Below are 25663 nucleotides of genomic sequence, written 5' to 3'. Positions count from 1 at the left end.
GATGACGAAGGAACTCTTAACCTGCGAAAACGTAAGCAAAAGCTACCGTGATGGACATCATGATCTTGAAGTCTTGCAAGGCATTCAGTTTAGTTTACAAGAGGGCGAGCTGGTGGCGATTGTCGGCAGTTCCGGTTCGGGCAAAAGTACCTTGCTGCATTGTATGGGTGGCCTCGACAAACCTACCTCTGGCCGTATTTTGTTTCGTGGTCAAGCCATCGACCGCTTATCGTCACGGGCCTTGGCTGACTGGCGCAATCAGGAATTAGGTTTTATCTATCAGTTTCACCATTTGTTGCCTGAATTCACAGCCTTGGAAAATATTGCCATGCCGCTATTGATTCAAGGGCAAAGTGCGCGCCAGGCGCAACAGCGGGCGCAGCAGCTGTTGGAGCGCGTTGGCCTTGCGCAGCGTGGGCAACATCGTCCGGCAGAGTTATCCGGTGGTGAACGCCAGCGGGTGGCGATTGCGCGTGCCTTGGCGAATGCACCGGCGTTAGTGTTGGCGGATGAGCCTACCGGCAACCTTGATGACGAGACCGCTCAACAGGTGCTCGAACTTATGCTGGAGTTGAATCGCGAGTTACAGACCTGTTTTGTTATCGTCACCCATGATCAGCAGTTAGCCGCGCGGCTGCCGACACAAGTTCAGTTGCATCATGGTAAATTGGTGAGTGCCAAGCAGGCAGGGCGCACATGATGGCGCGCTGGCAGTTAGCATGGAGCTTAGCACGGCGTTTTCGCGGGCGGCGCCAACGCAGTCGTTTTTTGTCGTTTATCACGGTCTCGTCGACCTTCGGGATTGCGCTGGGTTGTATGGTGTTCATTGCGGGGCTGAGCGTTATGAATGGTTTTTCAAACGTCTTGGAAACCCGTTTTTTGCAGTTGATCCCGCATGTCGAATTTCGCGCTGTTGAGGGCGCGTTAAAGTACCCGGAAACCATCTATGCAGCAGCAGAGCAACATCCTTTAGTGACCCAAGCGCGCCCGGTGATCCGAACCCAAGCCTTGGTCCAACAAGGGCGTGAGTTTGTCGGCGTTGAGGTGACGGGGATTGACCCAACACGTGGACACAATGTCGCTGACTTAACCTCGGCCACTGCTTGGCAGCAATTAGTGCAGCCGAATACCATCTTATTGGGTGCCGGTTTGGCACAAAAGCTCAAGCTTGGGGCTGGCGATAGCATGACCCTTGTGGTTGCTGCGGAGCAAGGCTTTCAAGCGCCGAAACGATTGCAAGTCACGGTAGCCGGCGTCTTTACCTTTGGCGGGCAAGTCGATCATCAAATGGCATACGTGAATCTCGACACCGCGCGCACCATGACCGGCCTAACCGAAGGTGTGAGCATTATTGAGCTAAGTGTTGCCGATGTGTTTGCTGCTGAGCAAGTCGCCAATGAAATAGGCTATCAAATTAAAGATTTTGTCTATCTTGAGCATTGGATGCGCACTCAAGGTCACTTGTATCGGGATATTCAAATGGTGCGGGTGGTGATGTATTTAGCATTGATCCTAGTGTTGGCTGTGGCGTGTTTTAACATCGTTTCGACGCTCATGATGACCGTACAGGAAAAACAACGTCATATTGGCGTATTGCGGACCATGGGATTACGCACCGCTGAGGTGGTTAAGGTGTTCGTCTTGCAAGGGATCCAAAACGGTTTGTGGGGCGTGCTCTTCGGTTGCCTTGCTGGGGTTGTGGTTAGCTTGAATTTACCCCATGTGTTTAGCTGGATTGAGCAATGGTCCGGTGAAAGTTTGCTGTCGAGCGATGTGTACTTTATTGACCGCATTCCGGTGTTGTTGCAATGGCGTGATGTGCTCATTGTGGCGACGGTAGCTTTGTTGATGAGCCTGCTTGCCACACTTTACCCGGCGTGGAAAGCCTCGCGCGTTGAAGTGGTCAAGGCTATTTCCGCTTAAGTCGATGGGCGCGTGCGCGCCAAGCCGATACGACGGACTGGCGCCACAATAAGCGCACCACAAAGTAGCTGATAAAGCTCGCGATGGTGCCAAGCACTAAACACCCCAGTAAAAAAGCTGGGCCAATAGTGGTGATGCTGTCACCGAGCCATTGCCACGACAATTCAAAATGAAAGGGTTGAGACGGTGCGCCAATCATCCAGGTGCCAGCCATATAGCAAAGATAGAAGAGCGGTGGCATGGTGATAGGGTTTGAGACCCAGACGAGCGCAATCGAAAGTGGCAGGTTGACGCGAAAAGGAATGGCGGCAGCGGCTGCCAGTAACATTTGAAAAGGCACCGGGATAAAGGCGCAAAACAATCCAATCGCAAAGGCACCGGACGCCGAGCGACGGTTGAGATGCCAAAGGTTGGCATCATGCAGCAACTTTCCGAACACCTTTAAGCTGCGACTGTTTTTGATCGCTTCATGATCAGGCATGATGCGCTGAAAAAACTTTCTCGGCATGCTTTGTAAACTCGTTACTTAGTACAGGTACAACGTCCATGGATAGGTGGTTGTGCGTTTTTCTGGCCGGGTATGGCCTTAGTTTTGCTTTTCATCATGTGGCTAGCTTATCACAGCTGGTCATATTTGCCTTGCTTGCTGTGGTTTGCGTTGCCCTTAGCACCCGCACTCACCTACGCACTGCGCTACTTGGAGCCCTATTGTGCGGTATCCTATGGGGTGCTGGCAACGCTTATTTCGCCTTTACAACGCAAGTTCGACCAGAGACGCAGGCAGCGGACGTTGAAATCACCTTGACCCTCACGACCGTGGTGAGCCGAGCCAATGGTGCGTGGCGCATCACGGGCAAGATACACCGCGATCCGTCGCAGCCTGAGTTACCAGCGCAGGTTCGCTTACATTGGTATGACCCCCATGCGATAGCGCCGCAACGGATGCCTTTACAAGGTGAACAATGGCGCTTTGTAGTACGTTTGCGTCCGCCGCAAGGCACCCGGAATCAGGGCAGTGGAGCGTACCACCGTTATCTGCTGAGTGCGGGGATTGACGCTATTGGCACCATTCGTTCTGGGCACTTCGTTGCTGGGCAAGCATCGTTACGTCAACATTTTGTGACGCAGTTGCAACGTGCCACCATCAATCACCCGTTGGCGGGGGTCGCGCAAGCGCTGGTCGTCGGCGAACGACAGCAACTCAGTGCCAGCCAATGGCAGGTGGTACAACGTACCGGGCTAGCGCATTTGTTGGCGATTTCGGGCATGCACCTTACCTTAGTCGTTGGGTTTATGCTGGCAGTAGGCTGGTCGCTAGCCGTTCTTAGTGTGCGGCAGCGTTCACGCCGAGAACGCCATAATGTGTGGCGTTGGCTACCTTGGCTTATGTTGCCCGTTGCCTTGCTCTATGCTTGGCTGGCGGGGTTCGCCATTGCCACGGTCAGAGCCCTAGTGATGTTGCTGGTGATTGGCCTACATAAACAGTTGGGCTGGCGCGTGAGTCCGATGCGGGTGTTGCTACGGGCAGTGGTGGTGGTGGTTTGTCTTGATCCATTTGCGCCTTTGAGTTTGGGCTTCTGGCTATCGGTGGGAGCGGTCGCGACCATCTTGCTGATGCACTGGCGCTGGCGTCGTTATCATGGCAAATGGGCGCTTCTACGGGAGTGGTGGCGCTTTGAGTGGTTGATGGCGTTGCTATTTGTGCCGGTCATGGCGGCTGCTTTTGGTGGGGTACCCACGGCTGCCGCCTTAACGAATTTAGTGGTGGTGCCCTTGATTAGTTTTTGGGTATTGCCTGGGTGCTTACTGGCCTTTGCTGCGGCATCGCTTGGAGGCTTGGCGGTTGCTGAGCTGCTGTTTGATGTGGCACTGTCGCCACTGACCTTGCTCTGGCCACTGTTGAGTTGGCTTGCCGAGCTGCCGTGGCAGTGGTTGCCTGCGGAGGATTTGCCATCTTGGCCGTGGTTAGCGGTGTTGGTGGGCATGTTTCTCGCGCCGGTACGCCATTTCTGGCGGGCTGTCGGCGCCGCAGTGGTGGTGCTGAGTTACCTTGTGCACAGTGCCGTACCGCCGCGCGCGCAGTTGCTGTTTCATGTGCTTGATGTGGAGCAGGGTGCTGCGTTAGTGGTCGAACGCCAAGGTCATGCTTTATTGATTGATACTGGCGTTGCCTGGGAGCAGGGGCGTGGTATGGCCGACCGTGTGATCATCCCGTTTTTGCAAGCACGGCGGCTGCAGCCAGAGGTCGCATTTGTGACACATACCGACCGTGATCATCAAGGCGGCGTTGCGAGCTTACAGCGTGCTTATCCGCACGTACGTTGGTGGGGCGGTGAAACCGGCGCGCCTTGTTTGGCGGGACAATACGGTTATTGGCGTGGGGTCTCGTGGCAGGTGTTGCATCCACGTGATGCGCAAGCGCGGGGGAACCGCAGTAACAATCATTCCTGTGTGATATTGATACGTTATGGGCAGTTCCAAGTGCTGGTTACCGGTGATATTGAAACGGCGGCCGAACGACGTTTATTGGCAGAGCTAGCGCCGGTAGCTGCGACCGTTTTAGTGGTACCCCATCATGGCAGTAAAAGCTCCTCTGAGGGCTATTTCATACGCCACGTGCAACCCTCTTTGGCCGTTCTGATGCGTGGGCGTCATAACAGCTACCGGCACCCGCACCCTGACGTGACTGCACGCTACCAAAAGCTGCGTATTCCGCTGCTCGATACCGCGCAAGGCGGGCAAATCAGTATCGCTACTGATGGGCGACAATGGCATGCAGCGCAACCTTTCGCTGCCGAAAACGGCTTTTGGTTCGATGCTGATCCGTACAAAAAATAATCGAAAATCGTCGAAACTAGCCAGTGTGTGATGAAAACGGTTAGAATGAGCCCACGATTGACTACCAAAAGTTGTTGCATGAGTGCAGAAACCGTAAAACAAAAAACGCTCCGTCGCCTGTTGGGGTACATCAAACCTTATCGTGCGGCATTCCTTTTTTCGATTTTTGGGATGCTTGGCTTTGCGGCGGTCGATACTTTTTTTATCTCGCAAATCAAAACCCTCATCGATAGCGGGTTTACCGGAAGCGACCCCAGTATTCTCATGTACGGCGCTTTATTTGTTCCGCTGATTTTTATCTTGCGCGGGCTGTTCAACTTTATCTCGACCTATTTCCTTAATTGGGTTGGCTTTCGTGTGGTGACCACCCTACGCCAAGAATTGTTTGATCAAATGATGCATTTGCCGGTGGCCTATCATGATCGCCACTCGACCGGTGAACTGCTGTCGCGTATTACCTACACCACCCAGCAAGTTGCTGACGCCAGTAGTCGGGCTCTTTTGGTACTGGTTAAAGAAGGTGCCTTTGTTGCGGGGCTATTGGGTTTAATGTTCTATCACAGTTGGCAGTTGTCACTGGTGTTTTTAATCGTTGGTCCATTGATCGCAAAAATTGTGTCGGTGGTGTCCAAGCGTTTTCGGAAAGTATCGACCCGTTTGCAAGATGCGATGGGCGATGTCACCACCACCGCGGAGCAAATGCTAAATGGCCACAAAGTTGTGGTGATGTACGAAGGACAAAAACGCGAATCAAAACGCTTTGATACCGTGAATAATGTCACCCGTAACCAAAACATGAAGCTGATCACGGCACAAAGTCTCAGTACTTCAGTGATTCAGTTAATTGCTTCATTTAGTTTATCGATGGTGCTGTTATTGGCGAGCTTCCCGGACATGCTGGAAGAGCTTTCAGCTGGGGCATTTACTGCACTTTTGACCTCCATGATTATGTTACTGCGACCGTTGAAACAACTGACCACAGTGAATAGCGATTTCCAACGAGGAATTGCAGCGGGCCAAGCCATTTTCAAAATTTTGGATGAAGTGCCAGAAAAAGATACTGGTACCAAGCAAATCGAGCGCGCTGAGGGTGACATTCGTTTTAACCATGTCTCGTTTACTTATGATGAGACAGAAACGCCGGCACTTGCTGATGTGAGCTTCCATGTCGCGCCGGGTAAAACACTTGCTTTAGTAGGGCGCTCGGGTAGTGGTAAGTCGACCATTTCAAACTTATTGTCGCGCTTTTATACCCCGCAGGACGGTACCATCGAGCTTGATGGGACTGATATCTACGATTACCAACTGAAAGCGTTACGCCGTCAGTTTGCGTTAGTGTCACAACATGTCACTTTGTTTAACGATACCATTGCCAACAATATTGCCTATGGTGCGCACGGTGAAGTGAGCCCAGAGCGCATTCGTGAAGTGGCGGAAAGCGCCTATGTGACAGAGTTCACGGACAATATGCCACAAGGTTTAGAGACCATGGTTGGTGAAAATGGCGTGATGCTCTCAGGTGGTCAGCGTCAACGTATCGCGATTGCGCGCGCCTTGTTGCGTGATGCGCCGATTTTGATTTTGGACGAAGCCACCTCGGCGCTCGATACGGAATCAGAGCGTCATATTCAAAGCGCATTAAAGACCTTGCAGCAAGATCGCACCTCGATTGTCATCGCCCATCGTTTATCTACCATTGAAAACGCTGATGAAATTCTGGTGTTGGAAGATGGTGCAGTGATCGAACGCGGCAACCACCAGCAATTGTTAGAGCACAAAGGTGCGTATTATCAGTTGTACAGCCTACAGTTCGGTGGCGAGGCGAGCTAATGTCCATCACGAAGGCGTGGTATCGTAAAACGGTCGTGCCTTGGCTTTGGTTGTTTTTACCTTTCCACGCTCTGTTTGTGGCGGTGTCGACGTGGCGCCGCCGCCGTTTCCTTTCTCATCCGCCAACGCCTTTGTCCGTTCCGGTGATTGTGGTGGGCAACATTAGTGTTGGTGGTACCGGTAAAACCCCTGTGACGTTGGCCTTAATCGAACGGCTCCAAGCGCTTGGACATCAACCTGCGGTCATTTCTCGCGGTTATGGTGGCAAAGGACCATTCCCGTTAAGTGTGACAGCAGCCACCTCTGCACAGAGCTGTGGTGACGAGCCATTGCTTTTAGCGCAGCGCAGCAGCGTACCGTTGGTGGTGGCACCGGATCGCAATGCCGCGGCCGCAGAAGTGTTACGCATTGCCCCAAACACCACTGTGATTATTAGCGACGATGGCCTACAACATTATGCCTTGGCGCGGCAATTCGAGATTGCGGTGGTCGATGCTACGCGCAGTGTTGGGAACGGTTGGCGCTTGCCGATTGGGCCCTTACGTGAGCCCGTAAAGCGGCTTGCCAGTGTCGATGCGGTGGTGGTCAATGGTGCACCGACACCGGCGGAACTTCATGGGCTTAGTCATGTCTATGCGATGCAGTTGCAACCCCAAGGCTGGCGTCGTGTCAGTGATGACGCGCCATGCGCAGCTTTGCCGAATGGTCGCACTGTTGCGATAGCAGGTATTGGTCACCCCGAGCGTTTTTTTGCTACCGTGAGTCAGCTTGAATCGCGTGACTTTGACACCCAAGCGTTTGCCGATCATTATGCCTATAGCGCGCAAGATGCGGATGCGCTGGGTACTTATGAGGTGGTGTTAATGACCGAAAAAGATGCGATGAAGTGGCGTGGCTTAGCTGCCGCAAGTAAGGCCTATTATTTGCCGGTAACGGCGCAGTTGCCGGCTGCCTTAATTGCGCAGATTGCTGACCAATTAAAGCCGAGCGACGCCGATGAGTGAACGTTACCAATGTGATCCGCGCACTTTAGCTTTGCTTGCTTGTCCGCTATGTAAGGGGCGCTTGGTCTGGCATGCCAGTACACAAGAATTGATTTGTCGTGGCGACCGGTTAGCGTTTCCGGTACGCGAAGGATGTCCTTATTTAGACTACAGTGCGGCGCGCGAGCTTAGCACTGAAGAATTGGAGCGATTGCCAACATGAGTTTCACAGTAATTATTCCAGCCCGTTACGCGTCAAGCCGTTTACCCGGCAAACCCTTAGCAATGATTGGGCAGAAGTCGATGATTCAACGTGTGTATGAACGTGCTATGGCAGCTGGCGCCGCAGAAGTGATTGTCGCCACCGACGACCAACGTATTGTCGACGCCGTTGAAGCTTTTGGTGGGCGTGCGATGATGACAGCGCAGCATCATCAATCCGGCACTGAACGTATTGCTGAGGTGATTGACTATTTAGCGATGGCAGATGATCAAGTGGTGGTTAACGTACAAGGTGATGAACCTTTTATTCCGCCGGAAATCATTCGTCAGGTGGCAGATAACCTGATGAATCAACGGGCTGCACAAATGGCCACCTTGGCGGTACCGATTGAACATGTGGAAGAAGTACTCAATCCGAATGCGGTAAAAGTCGTAACCGACGCCAATGGTTACGCCTTGTACTTTTCGCGTGCAGCCATTCCCTATGAGCGCGATGCGCTACCTGCAGAACGGTTAGGGGCGTTGGCAAACTATAAACGTCATATTGGTATTTATGCCTATCGCGCCGGCTTTATTTGGCGTTACGTGGACTGGGAACCTAGCCCACTGGAGGCCATTGAATCGTTAGAGCAACTGCGCGTGCTGTGGTATGGCGAGCGTATTCACGTGGCTGAAGCTATTGTGAATCCGCCGGCTGGCATTGATACGCCAGCCGACTTGGAACGCGCTAATCAGCTATTAAGCGACTAACATTGGCGCTGGCGCGACGTTTAAGTGCGTGCCAGCGCTCCCGCCACCAGAGCAAGCGCACGTAGACGTAAGGCACCAAGAACAGACTGGTGAGCGTCGATAGCACCAAACCACCAATAATCGCAATCGCCATCGGCGCGTAGGGCGGGCCATCACCGCCGATTTGGGTACTGCCAAAGGCGAGCGGAATAAGACCTAGCACAGTGGTTGCCACGGTCATCAAGATGGGGCGTAGGCGACTCACGCTGCCTTCAATCACAGCATCGTGCAGACTTTCACCTTGTTGCAGCAACTGGTTAATCCGATCGACCAAGACAATGCCGTTATTCACCACAATCCCCATTAGGATCAAAATGCCGATCATCGCCATAATCGACATGGATTGACCGGTCAGCATTAGCGCCCAGAATACGCCGACAATCGAGAACAGTAGTGACGTAATTACCGCGGTTGGCAGCAATACCGATTCGAACAACGCGGCCATCACGATATAGATCAGGGCGACGGCAAGTAAGGTGTTGATTAACATTACGTTCTCAGCTTCTTGTTGGCGTTGAAAACTGCCATCTAAACTCCAGGTGTAGCCGTCTGGAAACGTCATGTTGCTGAGTGTCTGGGTAATCGCATCACGGGCATCGTTTAAGGCAAGGTCATCGGCAAGGTTACCTTGCACCGATAGACTGGTGCGGCGGTCAAGGCGATGGATTTCACCGAGACGTGGCTGCTTTTCAAAACGTGCGACCGCGTTGAGCGGGATCACCCGACCGTCAATTTGCATGATGGGTAACGCTTGTAACTTCTCTAGCGAGTGCTCATAGTCGCGATGCAAGGCAACGCGCATGGGAATTTCGCCGTTTGGATCACCACGAAACGAGCGTAAACGTTGACCTCGAAGTGCCGTCGCCACTTGTTGGGCAACGTCAGCAGTACTGAGACCTAAGCGATGCACACGCTCGCGATCAATATGCACCAGATACTCATACTGGCCACCTTCGACTTCTGACCGGACATCGCTGATGCCCTCAATGGCGTTGAGCTTGGGCGCGATGTCTTCAGCCAGTTGTTGCAACAAGGTGGTGGATTGACCATTCAGCGTTACGGTAATTCCCGGGCCACCATTACCCCAGCCGAATTGCGGTTCGCTGCGTAACATTGGCGGAAACTTCTCACGCATGTTCGCCATTAAGGTACTCATCTTGATGGGCCGATCTGGCTGCAACAATACCGTTGAGATGGCGTAACCTGGAGTGTAGTAGGTGTACACCGCGTCAATGTAAAAGGCTTCTTGATTGCGGTAAAGAAAGTCTTCAAACACCGCAACTTCAGCTTCAACTTCATCCAAACTGTAGTTTTGGTGCAGGTTGTAATTGATAAACAAGCGATCATTAAAACCTTGTCCATCTTGGTCACCACTGACGGCGCCCATCGGCACCACAATACTGGCCAGTAGGGCAATTGCAAAGACTCCAGTCCAACGCGGATGACGCCATGACCATTCCAACAGGCGACGATAACGTGAAGGTTGCGAGGTTTGCTTTTTCTTGCTGACCAGTGCGTTGCTCAAGCGGGTCGCCAAGAGCGGGATCAAGGTTTGTGCCACTACCAACGAGGCTAACAGCGACAAGCAAATGGCCACGGCGGTATGCTCAAGAAAAATGGTAATGTCGATTTTCTTACCAAAAATATTCGGCAAAAACACAATGGCGGTGGTTAAGGTGCCGGCAATGACCGCCATAGACACGTTGCCAACACCTCGTAAAGTGGCTTGTTCTGCACTGTAGCCGTGTTCGCGTTCGTACTGAATACTTTCGGTAATCACCACGGCATTATCGACCAGCATGCCAACCGCCAACATTAAGCCCATCAGCGACAAAACATTGAGCGAATAGCCGAGGAAGTACATGCCGCCAAGCGCAATACAGATGGCGACCGGCACCGAGAATACCACCACCAAAGTGGTCACAATATTGCGTAAAAACAGGTACAGCACAATAAACGATAGTAAGGCACCAATTAGACCTGCAGTGATCAAATCGCTAAGCGAGGTGGTCACGCCTTTCGCGGTGTCATCCATGATGTAAAGGTTAATGCCGTTAAACTGCGGATCGTTACGCACCTCGTCGATCACCTTCTTCACCCGCGCCGAAACTTCCACCAAGTTGGCGCTGGACTCTTTGAAGACATCCAGACCAATGGCATAGGTTTGGTCGAGGTGGCGGCCATCACTACGTTTAGGCATTTCACGGCTGACCTCGGCAATATCGCCGAGTTTCAAACGAGCGGTGATCGGCAGGTTCTTCACCTCTTGCAGGTCGCGAAATTCACCGACAGGGTTGACCAAAATGCGCTGCTGTGGTGCTTCCAGATAACCTGCCGTTAGCGAGAAATTGGCTTGCTGCAAACGGGCATTGACCATGGCTGCGCTAAGGTTATGCTGAACCAGTTTTTCGCTATCGAGCCGTATTACAATTTGTTGTTTTTCAACACCATAAAGATTGACCTGCGACACGCCTTGTACGCGCTCAATGGGGCGGCGCAGACTCCGATCGAGCAGGTCATAGGCATTGCTTAAATCACGCTGGCTCGAGATCCGTAATTGGAATACCGGCATGTCTTCGGTGTTGAATTGCATTACTTGCACGCGTTCCATATCGGCGGGCAACAAATGCAGGATGCTATCGACCTTTTCGCGCGCCTCAATACCCTTACTGCCGATATTTTGGCCCCAATCAAACTGCAACGAGATGCGAGCACCATCACTGTTCGAGAACGAGTGCATGCGCTTGACGTTACTCATGGTCGCCAAGGCCTCCTCCAAAGGCCGGGTGATCAAACGCTCAACCTCCTGTGGCGTAGAGTTGGGGTAGGGCGCGGAAATCATTACCTCAGGGATTTCGATGCCCGGGAATTTTTCCAATGGCAATAGGCGAGAACTTAATACGCCAAGCAATAGCATCGACAAAAACAGCATACAGGTGGTAACGGGGCGGCGTAGCGCCCAACGTGCCAAGGTCGCACCTAGTTCAGCGGCGTTCATGACAAGCTCTCCTGTACGGTTTTCACCTGCTTACGGTCGACCAATAGGTACAAGCATGGAATAAAGAACAAGGTGAGCACGGTTGAGAACAACAGACCACAGATAACGCTGATTGCCATAGGGGCGCGGACTTCGGCACCTTCCCCAAGGCCGATGGCCAGCGGCAAAAGGCCTAAAACCGTGGTGAACATGGTCATCAAAATCGGACGCAAACGCTGTTGCGCGGCCAAGTAAACGGCTTGATAGCGGTCCTGACCTTGCTGGCGCAGCTGATTGATGCGATCAACTAAGACGATGGCATTATTCACCACAATCCCCGCTAGCATAATAAGACCAATAAACACGATCACACTCAGTTCAGTCCCAAGCAGGTATAAGCCGAGTACTGAGCCTGCACCGGCCAGTGGCACTGTGAACAAAATAAAGAACGGGTGCAATAACGACTCGAATTGTGACGCCATGATCAAATAGACCAAGAACACCGCCAACACTAAGGCAAACTGCAACGAGCGGAATGACTGCTGCATTTCTTCGTTCTGGCCGGCAACATTAGCTTTTAAGGTTAACGGCAGCGGCGTTGCAGCTAAGAGTGCTTGTGCATCAGCAACCGCTGCGCCTAAGTCACCGTACGCCAAGTTGGTCTGAATGACGGCTGTGCGCTGCTGATTGATACGGGTAATTTCGCTTGGCCCCATAACTTGTTTAATCTCAGCAACGGCTTGCAATGAGATTTCACGCGTTGAGCCCGGATTAATCACCAACTGCTGCAAGTCACGTAGTGAATCGCGATCGCTGTATTGACTGCGGACGAGAATATCAATCTTACGGTCATCAAGGCTAAATTGCGTGGCGACTTTACCGCCGATTTTGGTTGCCAGTAGATCGGCAACTTCGGCACTGGTTAAGCCGTATTGTGCAAGGCGAGCGTGATCAAAGTAAATCGCGATTTCTGGCTGGCCTTCGGTCATATTGCTGCGAATGTCGGTAAAGCGATCATTTTCGCTAAGCTTTTGGCTCAGCGTACGTGCCGCCTGTTGCAGTAATTCAAGGTTATAGCCGGTGATTTCAATGGCCATAGGGCTACTGAAACTAAACAGCTCCGGTCGGCCAAACTTCACTTTGATGCCAGGTAATTGCTTAGCATAGTTGCGTAGGTGCTGTTGCACGCGCTCTTCGGCCAAGACATCGTCTGCGTTGTGCATCACCACATTCAAACGGCCCCATTGGTTGCCATTTTGACCTGGCGCTGCATTCAATAGACTGCCGGTACCAGCGATGCTGTAGGAGCGGTCGATCAGGGCGTTGAGTTCAGGCGCGTTAGTTAACTGCTGCGCCATTTGCGTTAACACCTGATCCGTTTCTTGAATGGTGGCACCAGGTGGCAACTCAACCTCAACATAAAACTCGCCCTGCGCCATACTCGGCAATAAGCTTACCGGTAACTGTGGCAACAACGCGTAGCAGGCTGCCGCAATTGCCAGTATGCCAAAGAGCGTCACATGTGCCGCCTTTAGCGCTGTCGCCAGTAGCTTTTGATAGGTCGTTGCAAGCAGTTGATACAGCGCATTAAAACCCATAAGTAGGGGCCGTACCAAAAAGCTCAAAGCCTTAGCAAGCGCACGCCAAATGGTGATGATGACACTCAGGAGCGCTAACGGAATCCAACGGAACACTAGCAACACCGGGGTCATGATCCAGAAGCGCCAACCTTGCCGTTTTGTCGCCGCTGGAAAGTGCTGGCGATCGGTAATGGCGGCATCGGCGCTGCGTTGCTTGGCTGAGAGCATTGGGATCAAGGTGAGTGCGACAAACAACGATGCAAGCAACGAAAAGGTCACTGTCAGTGCTTGGTCAGCAAATAATTGACCAGCGAGGCCCTCGACAAACACCAATGGGAAAAACACCGCCATGGTGGTTAGGGTTGACGCGATAATCGCGGCGGTCACTTCACTGGTGCCTTGTTCCGCAGCAGTTGCTGCATCGCTGGTTTCGCGATGACGGGCAATGTTTTCCAGCACCACGATAGCGTTATCGACCAACATCCCCACGGCGAGTGCGATACCGCCGAGTGACATCATGTTGAGCGAGACATGATAACCGTGCATCAAGTTAAACGTCGCGATAATCGAAATAGGAATCGCCAAAGAGATAATAATGGTTGGCCATAACCGCTGTAAGAACAGGTAGATGATGACCATCGCCAGTAAGCCACCGAGAATGGCGGCATCACGCACTTCTGCAATCGCCGCCTCAATGAACACCGCTTGGTCCGCCAAGGTACGTACTTGGTAGCTATCTGGAATCAGCTTATGTTGTTGCAATGACGCTAAATGTGCCTGAATGGCCTTGGATACTTGCACGGTGTTGGCGTCACCCTCTTTGTAGAGTGACACCTCAACTGCCTCGCTACCGGCGATACGGCTGATAGAATCGCGCTCTTTGTAACTATTCACCACTTCAGCAACATCGCGCAAAAAGATGGGGCGGTCATTGCGGGTGGCAATATAGATGCCGCGAATACTGTCCAAATCAGTAAACTGATTGACGGTGCGAACCAAATATTCAGCCCGTTGGGCTTCGAGTCGACCACCGGAGAGGTTAATGTTCTCATCGCGTAGGCGTTGCATGATCAACTGCATGGGAATTTGCAGTTGGGTGGCTTGTTGCTCGTTGACGAGAACTTGAATTTCATCTTCTAAACCGCCGCCTAAGCGCACTGATGCAACGCCTTCAATGCTTTCAAGATGACGTTTTAGTTCTTCCTCGGCATAGGTACGTAATCGCTTCAGATCACCAATCGTGGGGGCGGTGGTGTCGGCGAATCCCAAGGTAAGGCGGTAAATAGGATCTTCCGCCGGGTTAAAACGCAACAGTGTTGGTTTTTCAAGATCTAAGGGTATTTGCACTAAGTCCATTTTCTCGCGCACGTCTAAGCTGGCTCGGTCCATATCCGAGCCCCACGCAAACTCCAACAGCACATCACTTTGGCCTGCGCGTGAGATAGATTCGATATGTCGCACGCCTTGTACCGTGCCTAATACTTCTTCCAAAGGTTTGCTGACCAGTTGCTCGACCTCACTGGGCGCACCGCCGGGGTAGTCGGTGCGCACCGTAAGCGTTGGATACGAAAGGTCAGGTAATAAGGTGACCGGGATGCGGCCAAGTGCGACAAAACCAAACAGCACTATGGCTAAGGTAAACATCGCGATGGTTACAGGGCGTCGTACTGCCAGTCGGGCTAGGCTCATGAGTTGTTCTCGCTATTGATAACGTCAACTAGGGCGGCATCTTTAAGATTTGCTTGACCGTTTACAACCAGCTGCTGGCCAACCTCTAAGCCGTTTAAGATTTCAACGTGGGTTTCATCTTCAAAGCCCAAGGCAACATCAATCTTGTGCGCCACGCCTTGCGCATCTATAACGAATACCGAATGTTGATTATCGAGACTTTGTAACGCATAGCGTGGCACAGTCACGGTGTTGTCACGGGTTGCATAGTGGAGATCCACATGGGCAAACATCCCGGCTTTCAGTGCTTGCTCAGGGTTATCGACACTGAGCACCACTTTGAAGGTACCTGATTGAGTATCGACGACAGGACTAATACGCTCGACTGTCGCTTGCAACGTCTGGTTCGGTAGGGCGCTGACGCTTAAGACAGCGGTTTGTCCGACCTTGATAAACTGCAATTCACGCTCAGGGAGATAAACGTTACCTTGCAGTCGATCAAGGGCGACAATGTGGAAGAGCTTTTCGGCTTGGTATTGTCCAATCATGTTACCTGTTTTGGCATAACGAGTGGCAATGTATCCAGCAATCGGCGCCCGAATTTCGGTTTCCGTCAGGTTTAACTTCGCCATGTCATAACGCGCTTGCAATAAATCGACTTGATAACGCAGCTTGTCGTAGGCGTCAGCACTAATCATATTGCGCTCAGCCATGTCTTTCATGCGATGTAATTCTTGCTTGGCGCTGTTGAGTTCAGCTTCGGTCTGTGCGAGTTGGATGCGGTATTCATCATCACGTAGGTTGGCAAGCAGTTGTCCTTGCTCAACATAGTCGCCTTCTTCGACATGGATTTTTTCGACAATGCCATTGGCTTTGCTGATGATATCGGTTTCGTCGCGTGCTTCTAGCGTAGCTGTGGTCTTGAAACTTGAGGTGATACTGCCTTGCGCAACCAGTTCGGTCGCTACAGGAATTCTCACCTCTACCGTGGTCTCGGGTTCGGCATTATTAGATGCGCCGGCTTGACTGCAACCGTTTAGCAACAGACTTGAAGTCAGAATTAACGCAGACAAGCCGGCAAAGCTTTTGTTTGAGATAGCGGAAAGGTGTTTCATGGTAGACCCCGTTGTTCTTTGTCATTAATTATGGCGTTCGCACACTTCGTTACGTTGGTAACTTAGGACGATGCCTTTACTTGAAAAGTTTATGCAGGGAGCATGCCAACTTTGTGCTTAAGCGTTTTAAAAACTCGCAAAGCCGCGTGGTATAAGGAATGAAGTGTTGGAAGATTGTTTGAAAATAATTGTCGAGGTGATCAAAAAAGCACGCCGAAGCGTGCTTTTTAACGAAATAGTGGTGAAATTCGCAATTAGCCTTTAAGTGGCGTGAAATCGCGTTTCGCTTCACCAGTATACAATTGACGTGGACGACCGATTTTTTGGTTCGCTTCACCCATCATTTCATGCCAGTGTGAAATCCAGCCGACGGTACGCGACAAGGCAAAGATAACAGTGAACATGTTGGTTGGGATGCCAATGGCTTTCAAGATAATGCCTGAGTAGAAGTCTACGTTAGGGTAGAGTTTCTTCTCAACGAAGTATGGGTCTTCAAGAGCGATGCGCTCAAGTTCCATGGCAACGTCAAGCAGCGGATCTTGAATATTCAATTCTTTCAAAACTTCGTGTGCACTTTCACGCATTACCGTGGCACGTGGGTCGAAGTTTTTGTAAACACGGTGACCGAAGCCCATCAAACGGAACGGATCGTTCTTGTCTTTCGCACGCTCAATGTACTCTGGAATGTTGTCCACAGAACCGATTTGGCTCAACATGCGCAAGCAAGCTTCGTTGGCACCGCCGTGTGCAGGTCCCCAAAGTGACGCAACACCCGCTGCAATACATGCATAAGGGTTCGCGCCTGAAGAACCGGCCAAACGCACGGTTGAGGTTGAAGCGTTTTGCTCGTGGTCTGCGTGCAAGGTGAAGATGCGGTCCATCGCTTTAGCGATGACAGGGTTCACTTTGTAGTCTTCAGCTGGCACTGAGAACATCATGTTTAAGAAGTTCTCTGAGTAAGAAAGGTCGTTTTTCGGATAAACGAAAGGCTGACCAATGCTGAATTTGTACGCCATAGCCGCAATAGTTGGCATTTTCGCGATCAAGCGATAAGCGCTACGCAGACGTTGTTTTTCGTCATGAATATCTAAATCGTCGTGGTAGAACGATGATAAAGCACCGGTAACCGCACAAAGCATCGCCATTGGGTGAGCGTCGCGACGGAAGCCGTTAAAGAAATTGTGTAGACCTTGATGCACCATCGTATGCTTGGTGATAGTGCTGTTAAACGCGTCGTACTGTTCTTGTGTTGGTGCTTCACCGTGAAGCAGCATGTAGCACACTTCCAGATAGTCCGCTTGGGTCGCAAGCTGATCAATAGGGTATCCGCGGTGCAGAAGAATGCCTTGCTCACCATCGATGTAGGTGATCTTCGATTCACAAGAACCTGTTGCTAAAAAGCCAGGGTCAAAGGTGAAAAAACCGTGTTTTCCAAGTGTACGCACGTCAATTACATCATAGCCGGCTGTACCAGATAACACTGGTAATTCAATGGATTGGCCGTCAATCTGCAGGGTGGCTTTACGATCAGCCATAAGGAAATCTCCTTGTTCTAATCTGCTTCATCACTAAAAAAGAGCGCTAGAATTTACTTGATCTTAACCGCTCATGTCAATTCAAACGGGTGTTTAATTGTCCCGAGAGAAGGACGCTTTTGTCAAGCAAAGCTGTCATTGTTACGCAGCAATATGTCATTTAGATGACAAGTGCGCTCTTCAACGTTTGGGGGTGTTTTATACGTGGAATTGATCGGACTGGGTATACGACTAAGGTAGGGTTGTCTTTTCAATGTAAGTAAAGTCTGTTGATCTAAAGCGAAAAAAAACACGTTTTTCTAGGAAAGTCGGCGCTAGAGAATTGTAATTCCGTGCTATGGCTTATATACTTTGGCGGCGATCTAACAGGGTCCTCTTTACTGAGGATGTTTGAAGTTCCGAGCATGTTTTCAATGCTTTTCTGAAAGGCACAACAATCGTGAAAAAACAAAGACCTGTAAATTTAGAACTTACAAGTATTAGCTTTCCAGCAACCGCTATCAGTTCAATTCTTCATCGTATCTCGGGCGTTATTATGCTCGTGGCGTTGGGAATGCTGATTTGGGCGCTAGCAACATCTCTGCAATCGGCCGAGGGCTTTGCAATGGTGCATGATCTATTCACCAGCTTCATTGCTAAGTTTATCGCCTGGGGCATCTTAACCGCACTTGGTTACCACGTACTGGCTGGCGTTCGCCACATGTGCATGGACATGGGCTACTTTGAAGAGCTCAATTCTGGCCGTGTAAGCGCCAAAGCAGTATTCGTGCTGGCTATCCTTCTTTCTGTATTAGCAGGGGTGTGGTTATGGTAAAAGTAGCTTCGACATTTGGCCGTAGCGGCACGCATGATTTCATTCTGCTACGCGCTTCAGCAATCATTATGGCGTTGTACGCCATCTTTATGGTGAGCTTTTTGGTTTCCGCAGAAACCTTGAACTATGCCGTGTGGACCAACTTATTCGGTCACTTAGGTATGAAAGTCTTCACTATGTTGGCGTTAACTGCAGTACTTATCCACGGTTGGATCGGTATCTGGCAGGTACTGACAGACTACGTCAAAACGACTGGCTTACGAGCTTTCATTCAATTCGTAGTAAGTGTTGCACTTATCGGTTACTGGCTTGCTGGTTTACTGGTCGTGTGGCCTGTGGAGGGTGTGTAAGTGAGCGTACAAACACTCGAATTTGATGCTGTAGTTATTGGTGCTGGCGGCGCGGGTATGCGCGCAGCATTACAAATTTCTCAATCAGGCATGACCTGTGCCTTGATGTCTAAAGTATTCCCAACCCGTTCACACACGGTATCAGCGCAGGGCGGTATTACCGTAGCGCTTGGGAACGCCCACGAAGATAACTGGGAATGGCACATGTTCGATACCGTTAAAGGTTCGGACTACATTGGTGACCAAGACGCTATTGAGTACATGTGTAAGACTGGCCCAGAAGCCATTCTTGAATTGGAAAACATGGGTCTCCCATTCTCTCGTTTCGACAACGGTAAAGTCTACCAGCGCCCATTCGGCGGTCAGTCGAAAGCTTTTGGTGGCGAGCAAGCTGCACGTACAGCGGCAGCAGCGGACCGTACCGGTCACGCACTTTTACACTTGCTCTATCAGCAAAACGTGAAGAACAAAACCACCGTTTTTTCTGAGTGGTATGCACTCGATTTGGTGAAGAACCAAGACGGCGCAGTGGTAGGTGTGACCACATTAAATATTGAAACTGGTGAAGTTTTCTACGTGAAAGCGAAAGCCGTTATCTTGGCAACAGGTGGTGCGGGTCGTATTTTCGCATCAACCACCAACGCCCACATCAACACTGGTGACGGTGTTGGTATGGCTCTGCGTGCTGGTGTACCGGTGCAAGATATGGAAATGTGGCAGTTCCACCCAACCGGTATTGCTGGTGCGGGTACCTTGGTAACTGAAGGTTGCCGTGGTGAAGGCGGTTACTTGTTGAACAAAGATGGTGAGCGCTTCATGGAGCGTTATGCACCAAACGCAAAAGACTTAGCGTCACGTGACGTTGTTGCACGTTCAATGATGACTGAAATCCGTGAAGGTCGTGGTTGCGATGGTCCATTAGGTCCGCACCTGAAATTGAAACTTGATCACCTGGGCCGTGACGTTCTCGAAAGCCGTCTACCAGGTGTTTGTGACTTGGCCAAGACGTTTGCTCACGTTGACCCTGCAGAAGAGCCAATTCCAGTTATTCCAACCTGTCACTACATGATGGGTGGTATTCCAACGGACGTGAATGGTCAGGCTCTGCAAATCGATGCTAACGGCAACGCAACACCTATCCAAGGTCTGTTTGCTTGTGGTGAGATTGCTTGTGTATCGGTCCACGGCGCAAACCGTTTGGGCGGTAACTCATTGCTTGACTTGGTGGTGTTCGGTCGTGCGACCGGTCTGCACTTGGGTGAATCACTGGCGGCGAACACTGAAGCTCGTGAAGCAAGCCAAGACGACGTTGATGCAGCACTTGCACGTACCCAGCGTTGGGAAAACACCCAGCAAGGCGAAGACCCAGTACAAATCAAGAAAGATTTGCAGAACTGCATGCAGTTGAACTTCTCGGTATTCCGTGAAGGCGAATCAATGAAAGAAGGTTTGGCTGAGTTGAAAGAAATTCGCGAGCGTTTGAAGTCTGCACGTTTGGACGATACCAGTGCCGAATTCAACACCCAGCGCATCGAGTGTCTTGAACTGGACAACTTGATGGAAACCGCTTACTCAACTGCAGTTGCAGCAAACTTCCGTACTGAAAGCCGTGGCGCGCATAGCCGTGCTGACTTCCCTGAGCGTGACGATGAGAACTGGTTGGTTCACAGTGTCTATCGCCCAGAAACAGAAGATATGGTGAAACGTGAAGTGAATATGCAGCCGAAGCTGCGTGAAGCATTCCCGCCAAAAGCGCGAACTTACTAAGGTTAGGTGACAACGATGAAGAAGTTGAGTGTTTCCGTTTATCGTTACAACCCGGATGTTGATAACGCACCTTATATGAAGGACTACACCCTTGAAGTGGGTGAAAATCAAGACATGATGGTGCTGGACTTGCTGTTGAAATTGAAAGAGCAAGATCCAACATTAGCATTCCGTCGTTCATGCCGTGAAGGCGTGTGTGGTTCAGATGGTCTGAACATGAATGGTAAAAACGGTTTGGCGTGTATCACGCCATTATCGGCGCTGAAAGGCAATAAGATTGTCATTCGCCCGTTACCAGGCTTACCAGTGATTCGTGATTTGATCGTTGATATGAGCCAGTTCTATCAGCAGTACGAAAAGATCAAGCCGTACCTGATTAACGACGATAAAACACCTCCAGCGCGCGAGCGCTTACAATCGCCAGAAGAGCGGGCGAAATTGGATGGCTTGTACGAGTGTATTTTGTGTGCATGTTGTTCAACCTCGTGCCCATCATTCTGGTGGAACCCTGATAAGTTCATTGGTCCTGCAGGTTTGTTGCACGCCTATCGTTTCTTGATCGATAGCCGTGACACGGCGACTGAGCAGCGCCTTGACGACTTAGATGACGCGTTCAGCGTATTCCGTTGTCACGGAATCATGAACTGTGTCAATGTCTGCCCGAAAGGATTGAATCCTACAAAGGCTATTGGACACATCAAATCCATGCTATTGAATCGCGCGATTTAACTAAGTCGCGTTGATTTTGCTATAGTATTGGCCGAGCTGTATCGAAATAGCCATCCAGCTTGGATGGCTATTTTTTTATAAAAGTGAGTGTGAAGGAACAGCGATGCAAGACGGTGTAATGCAAGCCTGGCTAGAATCTTCCCACCTGGCCGGTGGTAACATGGCTTATGTCGAGGAGCTATTTGAAGTTTATCTCGACGATCCTACTGCTGTTGGTGACGAGTGGCGTAAGGTTTTTGACCAGTTGCCACGTGAGGGCAGCGGCCACGACACCAAACACAGTGAAATTCGTGAGCAATTCCGTGCGTTAGCGAAGAACAAGCTGAAGCAATCAGGAACTGTGGTTGCGGGTGCGCCTGATCAAAAACAAGTGCGCGTGTTGCAGCTTATCAATGCCTATCGCTTCCGCGGTCATCAGCACGCCAGTCTTGACCCGCTTGATTTGTGGAAGCAAGCGCAAGTTCCAGACTTGTCACTTGAGCATCACGAACTCTCCAAAGACGATTACGACAAAGAGTTTAATGTTGGATCACTAGCTGTCGGTCAAGAGACCATGAAGCTTGGTGAAATTCATCAGTTGCTCGAACAGATTTATTGCGGCTCGATTGGTGCAGAATACATGCACATCGTGTCGACCGAAGAGAAACGTTGGATTCAACAACGCTTGGAAGGTGTGCGTGGACGTCCAGAGTTCGACAGCGCACAGCAAAAGAAAATTCTTAAAGAATTGGTTGCCGCGGATGGCCTTGAGAAATACCTAGGTTCAAAATTCCCGGGCGCGAAGCGTTTCTCATTGGAAGGTGGTGATAGCCTTATTCCAATGTTGAAGGCGTTGATTAGCCGTGCCGGTGAGCAGGGTACTAAAGAAGCCGTTATCGGTATGGCGCACCGTGGTCGTTTGAACGTGTTAGTGAACGTGCTAGGTAAGAAACCATCAGACTTGTTCGATGAGTTCGCTGGTAAGCACGCGAATAACAAAGGTTCAGGTGACGTAAAGTACCACATGGGCTTCTCATCTGACTTTGACACCCCAGGCGGCGACGTGCATTTAGCCTTGGCCTTTAACCCGTCGCACTTAGAAATCGTTAACCCAGTCGTCATGGGTTCGGTGCGTGCGCGGATGGATCGCTTGGGCGACAAAGAGGGTTCAAAAGTGTTGCCAATCACCATTCACGGTGACTCAGCAATCGCCGGTCAAGGGATCGTGCAAGAAACCTTCAACATGTCACAAACCCGTGCGTTCCAGTGTGGTGGTTCAATCCGTATCGTGGTGAACAACCAAGTTGGTTTCACCACCTCAAAACGTGAAGACACTCGCTCTACGCAATACTGTACTGACATTGCGAAAATGGTGCAGGCGCCAATTTTCCACGTTAATGCTGACGACCCAGAAGCGGTTGTGTTTGTGACGCAACTTGCGATCGACTTCCGTAACACCTTTAAGCGTGACGTAATGATCGATTTGGTCTGCTACCGTCGTCATGGCCACAACGAAGCTGACGAGCCAAGCGCTACGCAGCCGTTGATGTACGCCAAAGTGAAGAAGCATCCAGTTGCACGTAGCTTGTACGCGTCACGTTTGGCGAATGCCGGCGTGATTGGTAGTGATGAAGAAGAAAGCTTTGTCAGCAACTACCGTGACTTGCTCGATAAGGGCGAAATCGTTGTTGAAGAATGGCGTGAAATGCGCGCCCACTCAAGCGATTGGTCGAAGTACATCGGCAACGAGTGGGACGTCGACTACGACGCAAAAATTAGTAAAACCCAGTTACAAGAACTGGGCGTGAAAATGAGCACAGTGCCAGAAGGGCATAAGTTGCATTCACGTGTGCAAAAAGTGTATGACGAGCGCCTAAAAATGGCGAACGGCGAGAAGCTGGCGGACTGGGGCTTTGCAGAAACCTTGGCCTACGCGTCTTTGGTTGATGAAGGCATTCACATTCGCCTGACCGGTCAAGATAGTGGCCGTGGTACCTTCTTCCATCGTCATGCGGTGTTACATAACCAAAAAGACGCCACCACCTACATGCCGTTGAATAATATTCGTGAAGGCCAAGGCCCGATCGAAATTTATGACTCGGTATTGTCGGAAGCGGCAGTGGTCGCGTTTGAATACGGTTATGCTACGGCAGAACCCAATTCGTTGGTGATGTGGGAAGCCCAGTTCGGTGACTTCGTCAACGGTGCACAGGTAGTGATTGACCAATTCTTAAGCTCAGGTGAACAGAAGTGGGGCCGCTTGTGTGGCTTGACCATGCTGTTGCCACACGGCTACGAAGGTCAAGGCCCTGAGCATAGTTCGGCGCGTCTTGAACGTTTCTTGCAGTTGTCTGCAGACCACAACTGGTCGGTCTGTGTGCCAACAACGCCAGCACAGGTATTCCACATGTTACGCCGTCAGCAGTTACGTCCTGTACGTCGCCCGCTGATTGTCATGACACCAAAATCGTTGTTACGTCATCCGTTAGCGGTATCTAGCTTGGATGAAATGACCGATGGCGTATTCCAGAATGCGATTGGGGAAATCGATTCTTTAGACGCGAAGAAAGTAAAACGCGTGGTATTCTGCTCAGGCAAAGTTTACTACGATTTGTTGAAAGAGCGCCGTGAGCGCGAAAGCAACGACGTTGCGATTATTCGTATCGAACAATTGTACCCGTTCCCTGCCGAAGAAGTGGCTGAGATCTTGAAAGCATACAAGCATGTCAAAGACTTCGTTTGGTGCCAGGAAGAACCGCAGAACCAAGGTGCTTGGTATAGTAGCCAGCATCATTTCTGGGCGGCAATTCCTAAGGGTGCAAACTTAACGTATGCAGGACGTGAAGCCTCTGCGGCACCAGCGGTAGGTTATCTGTCTGAGCACAACCAGCAGCAGCAAAAATTAGTCGATGACGCGCTAACCATTAAATAGGTGATAATTGACCATGGCTATTGATATTAAAGTTCCACAACTCCCTGAATCTGTTGCAGATGCGACAGTCGCTACCTGGCACGTCAAGCCAGGAGACAAAGTGTCACGCGATCAAAATCTGGTCGATATCGAAACCGACAAAGTGGTGCTCGAAGTTGTTGCACCTGAAGACGGCGTTATTGGCGAGATTATTGCTGAAGAAGGTACCACTGTTGGTGCTGACGAAGTGATTGGTAAGCTTGAGAAAGGCGATGGCGCGGCAGCAAAAACTGACGCTAAAGCGGACAGCAAAGCTGACGACAAACCAGCTGCAAAAGCAGCAAGTGGCAGCGGTGAAAAACTGCAGGTGAAAGTACCACAGCTTCCTGAGTCTGTGGCGGACGCTACCATTGCAACGTGGCACGTGAAAGCTGGTGAAGCGGTAACGCGCGACCAAAACCTTGTCGATATCGAAACAGACAAAGTGGTCCTTGAAGTCGTCGCTCCGGCTGACGGCGTGCTTGCTGAAATCAAGCAAGACGAAGGCGCAACTGTTGCTGCTGACGATGTGATCGGTATTGTTGAAGCCGGCGCTGCAGCGGCTGCGAGCTCAGCTCCAGCACAAGAAAGTGCCGCTGCTGACGATGACGGCGATAGCGAAGTTGCAGGCCCAGCGGTACGTCGTTTACTGGCTGAGCACGGCTTAAAAGTTGCTGATGTGAAAGGCACTGGTAAAGGCGGTCGCGTCACTAAAGAAGACGTTGAGAAGCACGTGAAAGGCGGCGCGAAAGCGGCTGCTCCAGCGGCGCAAGCAACTTCTGCTGCAGCACCAGCTGCCGGTGATCGTGATCAGAAGCGCGTACCTATGACGCGTCTGCGTAAGACTATCGCGAAGCGTTTGTTAGAAGCGAAAAACGCAACCGCAATGTTGACCACGTTCAACGAAGTCAACATGAAGCCAATCATGGACTTGCGTAAGAAATACAAAGACGTATTTGAAGAACGTCATGACACCCGTTTAGGTTTCATGGGCTTCTATGTGAAAGCTGTGACCGAAGCGTTGAAGCGTTTCCCTGAAGTAAATGCGTCAATTGACGGTGACGATATCGTTTACCACAACTACTTTGATATCAGCATTGCTGTGTCAACGCCACGTGGCTTGGTAACACCAGTGCTACGCGACACTGACAAAATGAGCATTGCCGATGTTGAAAACGGTATTCGCGAGCTTGCGCTTAAAGGCCGTGACGGTAAATTGACCTTGGACGATATGCAAGGTGGTAACTTCACCATCACTAACGGTGGCGTGTTCGGTTCATTGTTATCAACACCTATCTTGAACCCACCACAAAGCGCTATCTTGGGGATGCACAAAATCCAAGATCGCCCAATGGCGGTCGACGGTAAGGTTGAAATTTTACCGATGATGTACTTAGCATTGTCATATGACCACCGTATTATCGACGGTAAAGAGTCAGTTGGCTTCTTGGTAACCATTAAAGAGTTGCTCGAAGATCCACAACGCTTACTGTTGGACATCTAAGGATGTGCAAGCCGCGTGAGGTAAACTGGTCAGATTTACTTCATGCGGCTGTTTTTTTTCCGCACAAGACTGTAAACTACGTGCGACATTTCGGGGAAGCAGCATAAGGC

General features: G+C 50.9%; 18 protein-coding genes. 13 read left to right on the top strand and 5 right to left on the bottom strand.

Annotated elements, in window-relative coordinates:
* The first annotated feature begins 1 nt into the window (after window position 1).
* Together lolD and G535_RS0100230 are read left to right on the top strand one after the other, a co-directional pair.
* Complete coding sequence (gene lolD / locus G535_RS0100235; protein WP_126775191.1) at window positions 2–700, top strand: lipoprotein-releasing ABC transporter ATP-binding protein LolD; 699 nt, start codon at window positions 2–4, stop codon at window positions 698–700.
* Window positions 700–1923: a lipoprotein-releasing ABC transporter permease subunit gene (locus G535_RS0100230; protein ID WP_051206889.1), complete on the top strand. Its 1224-nt coding sequence runs from the start codon at window positions 700–702 to the stop codon at window positions 1921–1923. Before lolD ends, G535_RS0100230 begins: the two co-directional genes overlap by 1 nt.
* On the opposite strand, the gene G535_RS0100225 is transcribed toward G535_RS0100230, so the two are convergent.
* Window positions 1910–2431, bottom strand: a complete 522-nt coding sequence (locus G535_RS0100225; protein ID WP_026860235.1) for a DUF2062 domain-containing protein — start codon at window positions 2429–2431, stop codon at window positions 1910–1912. The genes G535_RS0100230 and G535_RS0100225 overlap by 14 nt on opposite strands.
* A gap of 38 nt (window positions 2432–2469) precedes the next feature.
* On the opposite strand from G535_RS0100225, the gene G535_RS0100220 reads away from it, so the two are divergent.
* From G535_RS0100220 to kdsB, 5 genes are all read left to right on the top strand, one after another.
* Entirely contained in the window at window positions 2470–4761 is a 2292-nt protein-coding gene (locus G535_RS0100220; RefSeq protein WP_026860234.1) for a DNA internalization-related competence protein ComEC/Rec2, read from the top strand.
* A 78-nt stretch (window positions 4762–4839) separates the two neighbouring features.
* The gene (msbA, locus tag G535_RS0100215; RefSeq protein WP_026860233.1) at window positions 4840–6591 is read left to right on the top strand and encodes a lipid A export permease/ATP-binding protein MsbA; all 1752 of its coding nucleotides are present in this window, start codon (window positions 4840–4842) and stop codon (window positions 6589–6591) included.
* Window positions 6591–7595, top strand: a complete 1005-nt coding sequence (lpxK, locus tag G535_RS0100210) for a tetraacyldisaccharide 4'-kinase (protein ID WP_026860232.1) — start codon at window positions 6591–6593, stop codon at window positions 7593–7595. Before msbA ends, lpxK begins: the two co-directional genes overlap by 1 nt.
* Window positions 7588–7797 carry a Trm112 family protein gene (locus tag G535_RS0100205; protein WP_026860231.1) on the top strand — a complete coding sequence of 70 codons (210 nt, stop codon included), beginning with the start codon at window positions 7588–7590 and terminating at the stop codon, window positions 7795–7797. The genes lpxK and G535_RS0100205 overlap by 8 nt, the downstream gene beginning before the upstream one ends.
* Window positions 7794–8546, top strand: coding sequence for a 3-deoxy-manno-octulosonate cytidylyltransferase (gene kdsB, locus G535_RS0100200; protein WP_026860230.1), 753 nt, complete (start codon window positions 7794–7796; stop codon window positions 8544–8546). The genes G535_RS0100205 and kdsB overlap by 4 nt, the downstream gene beginning before the upstream one ends.
* Here kdsB and G535_RS0100195 read toward each other — a convergent pair.
* From G535_RS0100195 to G535_RS0100180, 4 genes are all read right to left on the bottom strand, one after another.
* Entirely contained in the window at window positions 8524–11583 is a 3060-nt protein-coding gene (locus G535_RS0100195; protein WP_026860229.1) for an efflux RND transporter permease subunit, read from the bottom strand. The genes kdsB and G535_RS0100195 overlap by 23 nt on opposite strands.
* On the bottom strand, window positions 11580–14831 hold the full coding sequence (locus G535_RS0100190; RefSeq protein ID WP_026860228.1) for an efflux RND transporter permease subunit: 3252 nt from the start codon (window positions 14829–14831) through the stop codon (window positions 11580–11582). Before G535_RS0100190 ends, G535_RS0100195 begins: the two co-directional genes overlap by 4 nt.
* On the bottom strand, window positions 14828–15925 hold the full coding sequence (locus G535_RS0100185; RefSeq protein ID WP_026860227.1) for an efflux RND transporter periplasmic adaptor subunit: 1098 nt from the start codon (window positions 15923–15925) through the stop codon (window positions 14828–14830). The genes G535_RS0100190 and G535_RS0100185 overlap by 4 nt, the downstream gene beginning before the upstream one ends.
* 254 nt (window positions 15926–16179) lie before the next feature.
* Entirely contained in the window at window positions 16180–17460 is a 1281-nt protein-coding gene (locus G535_RS0100180; protein WP_026860226.1) for a citrate synthase, read from the bottom strand.
* Between the two features lie 439 nt (window positions 17461–17899).
* Here G535_RS0100180 and sdhC point away from each other — a divergent pair, with 439 nt between their 5' ends.
* The 6 genes from sdhC (at window position 17900) to odhB (ending at window position 25553) form a co-directional block, all read left to right on the top strand.
* On the top strand, window positions 17900–18274 hold the full coding sequence (sdhC, locus tag G535_RS0100175; protein WP_026860225.1) for a succinate dehydrogenase, cytochrome b556 subunit: 375 nt from the start codon (window positions 17900–17902) through the stop codon (window positions 18272–18274).
* Window positions 18268–18624 (top strand): succinate dehydrogenase, hydrophobic membrane anchor protein, encoded by a 357-nt coding sequence (sdhD, locus tag G535_RS0100170; RefSeq protein WP_026860224.1) that lies wholly within the window; start codon window positions 18268–18270, stop codon window positions 18622–18624. The genes sdhC and sdhD overlap by 7 nt, the downstream gene beginning before the upstream one ends.
* Entirely contained in the window at window positions 18625–20391 is a 1767-nt protein-coding gene (gene sdhA / locus G535_RS0100165; RefSeq protein WP_026860223.1) for a succinate dehydrogenase flavoprotein subunit, read from the top strand.
* A gap of 15 nt (window positions 20392–20406) precedes the next feature.
* A complete protein-coding gene (locus G535_RS0100160; RefSeq protein ID WP_026860222.1) occupies window positions 20407–21120 on the top strand; it encodes a succinate dehydrogenase iron-sulfur subunit in 714 nt (237 codons plus the stop codon).
* Window positions 21121–21223: 103 nt separating this feature from the next.
* A complete protein-coding gene (locus tag G535_RS0100155; RefSeq protein WP_026860221.1) occupies window positions 21224–24031 on the top strand; it encodes a 2-oxoglutarate dehydrogenase E1 component in 2808 nt (935 codons plus the stop codon).
* A 13-nt stretch (window positions 24032–24044) separates the two neighbouring features.
* Complete coding sequence (gene odhB, locus G535_RS0100150; protein WP_026860220.1) at window positions 24045–25553, top strand: 2-oxoglutarate dehydrogenase complex dihydrolipoyllysine-residue succinyltransferase; 1509 nt, start codon at window positions 24045–24047, stop codon at window positions 25551–25553.
* Window positions 25554–25663: the final 110 nt, after the last annotated feature.

Source organism: Pseudidiomarina sediminum DSM 21906, assembly GCF_000423165.1.
Taxonomy (GTDB): Bacteria; Pseudomonadota; Gammaproteobacteria; order Enterobacterales; family Alteromonadaceae; genus Pseudidiomarina; species Pseudidiomarina sediminum.
This window is presented reverse-complemented; position numbering and strand designations above follow the sequence as displayed.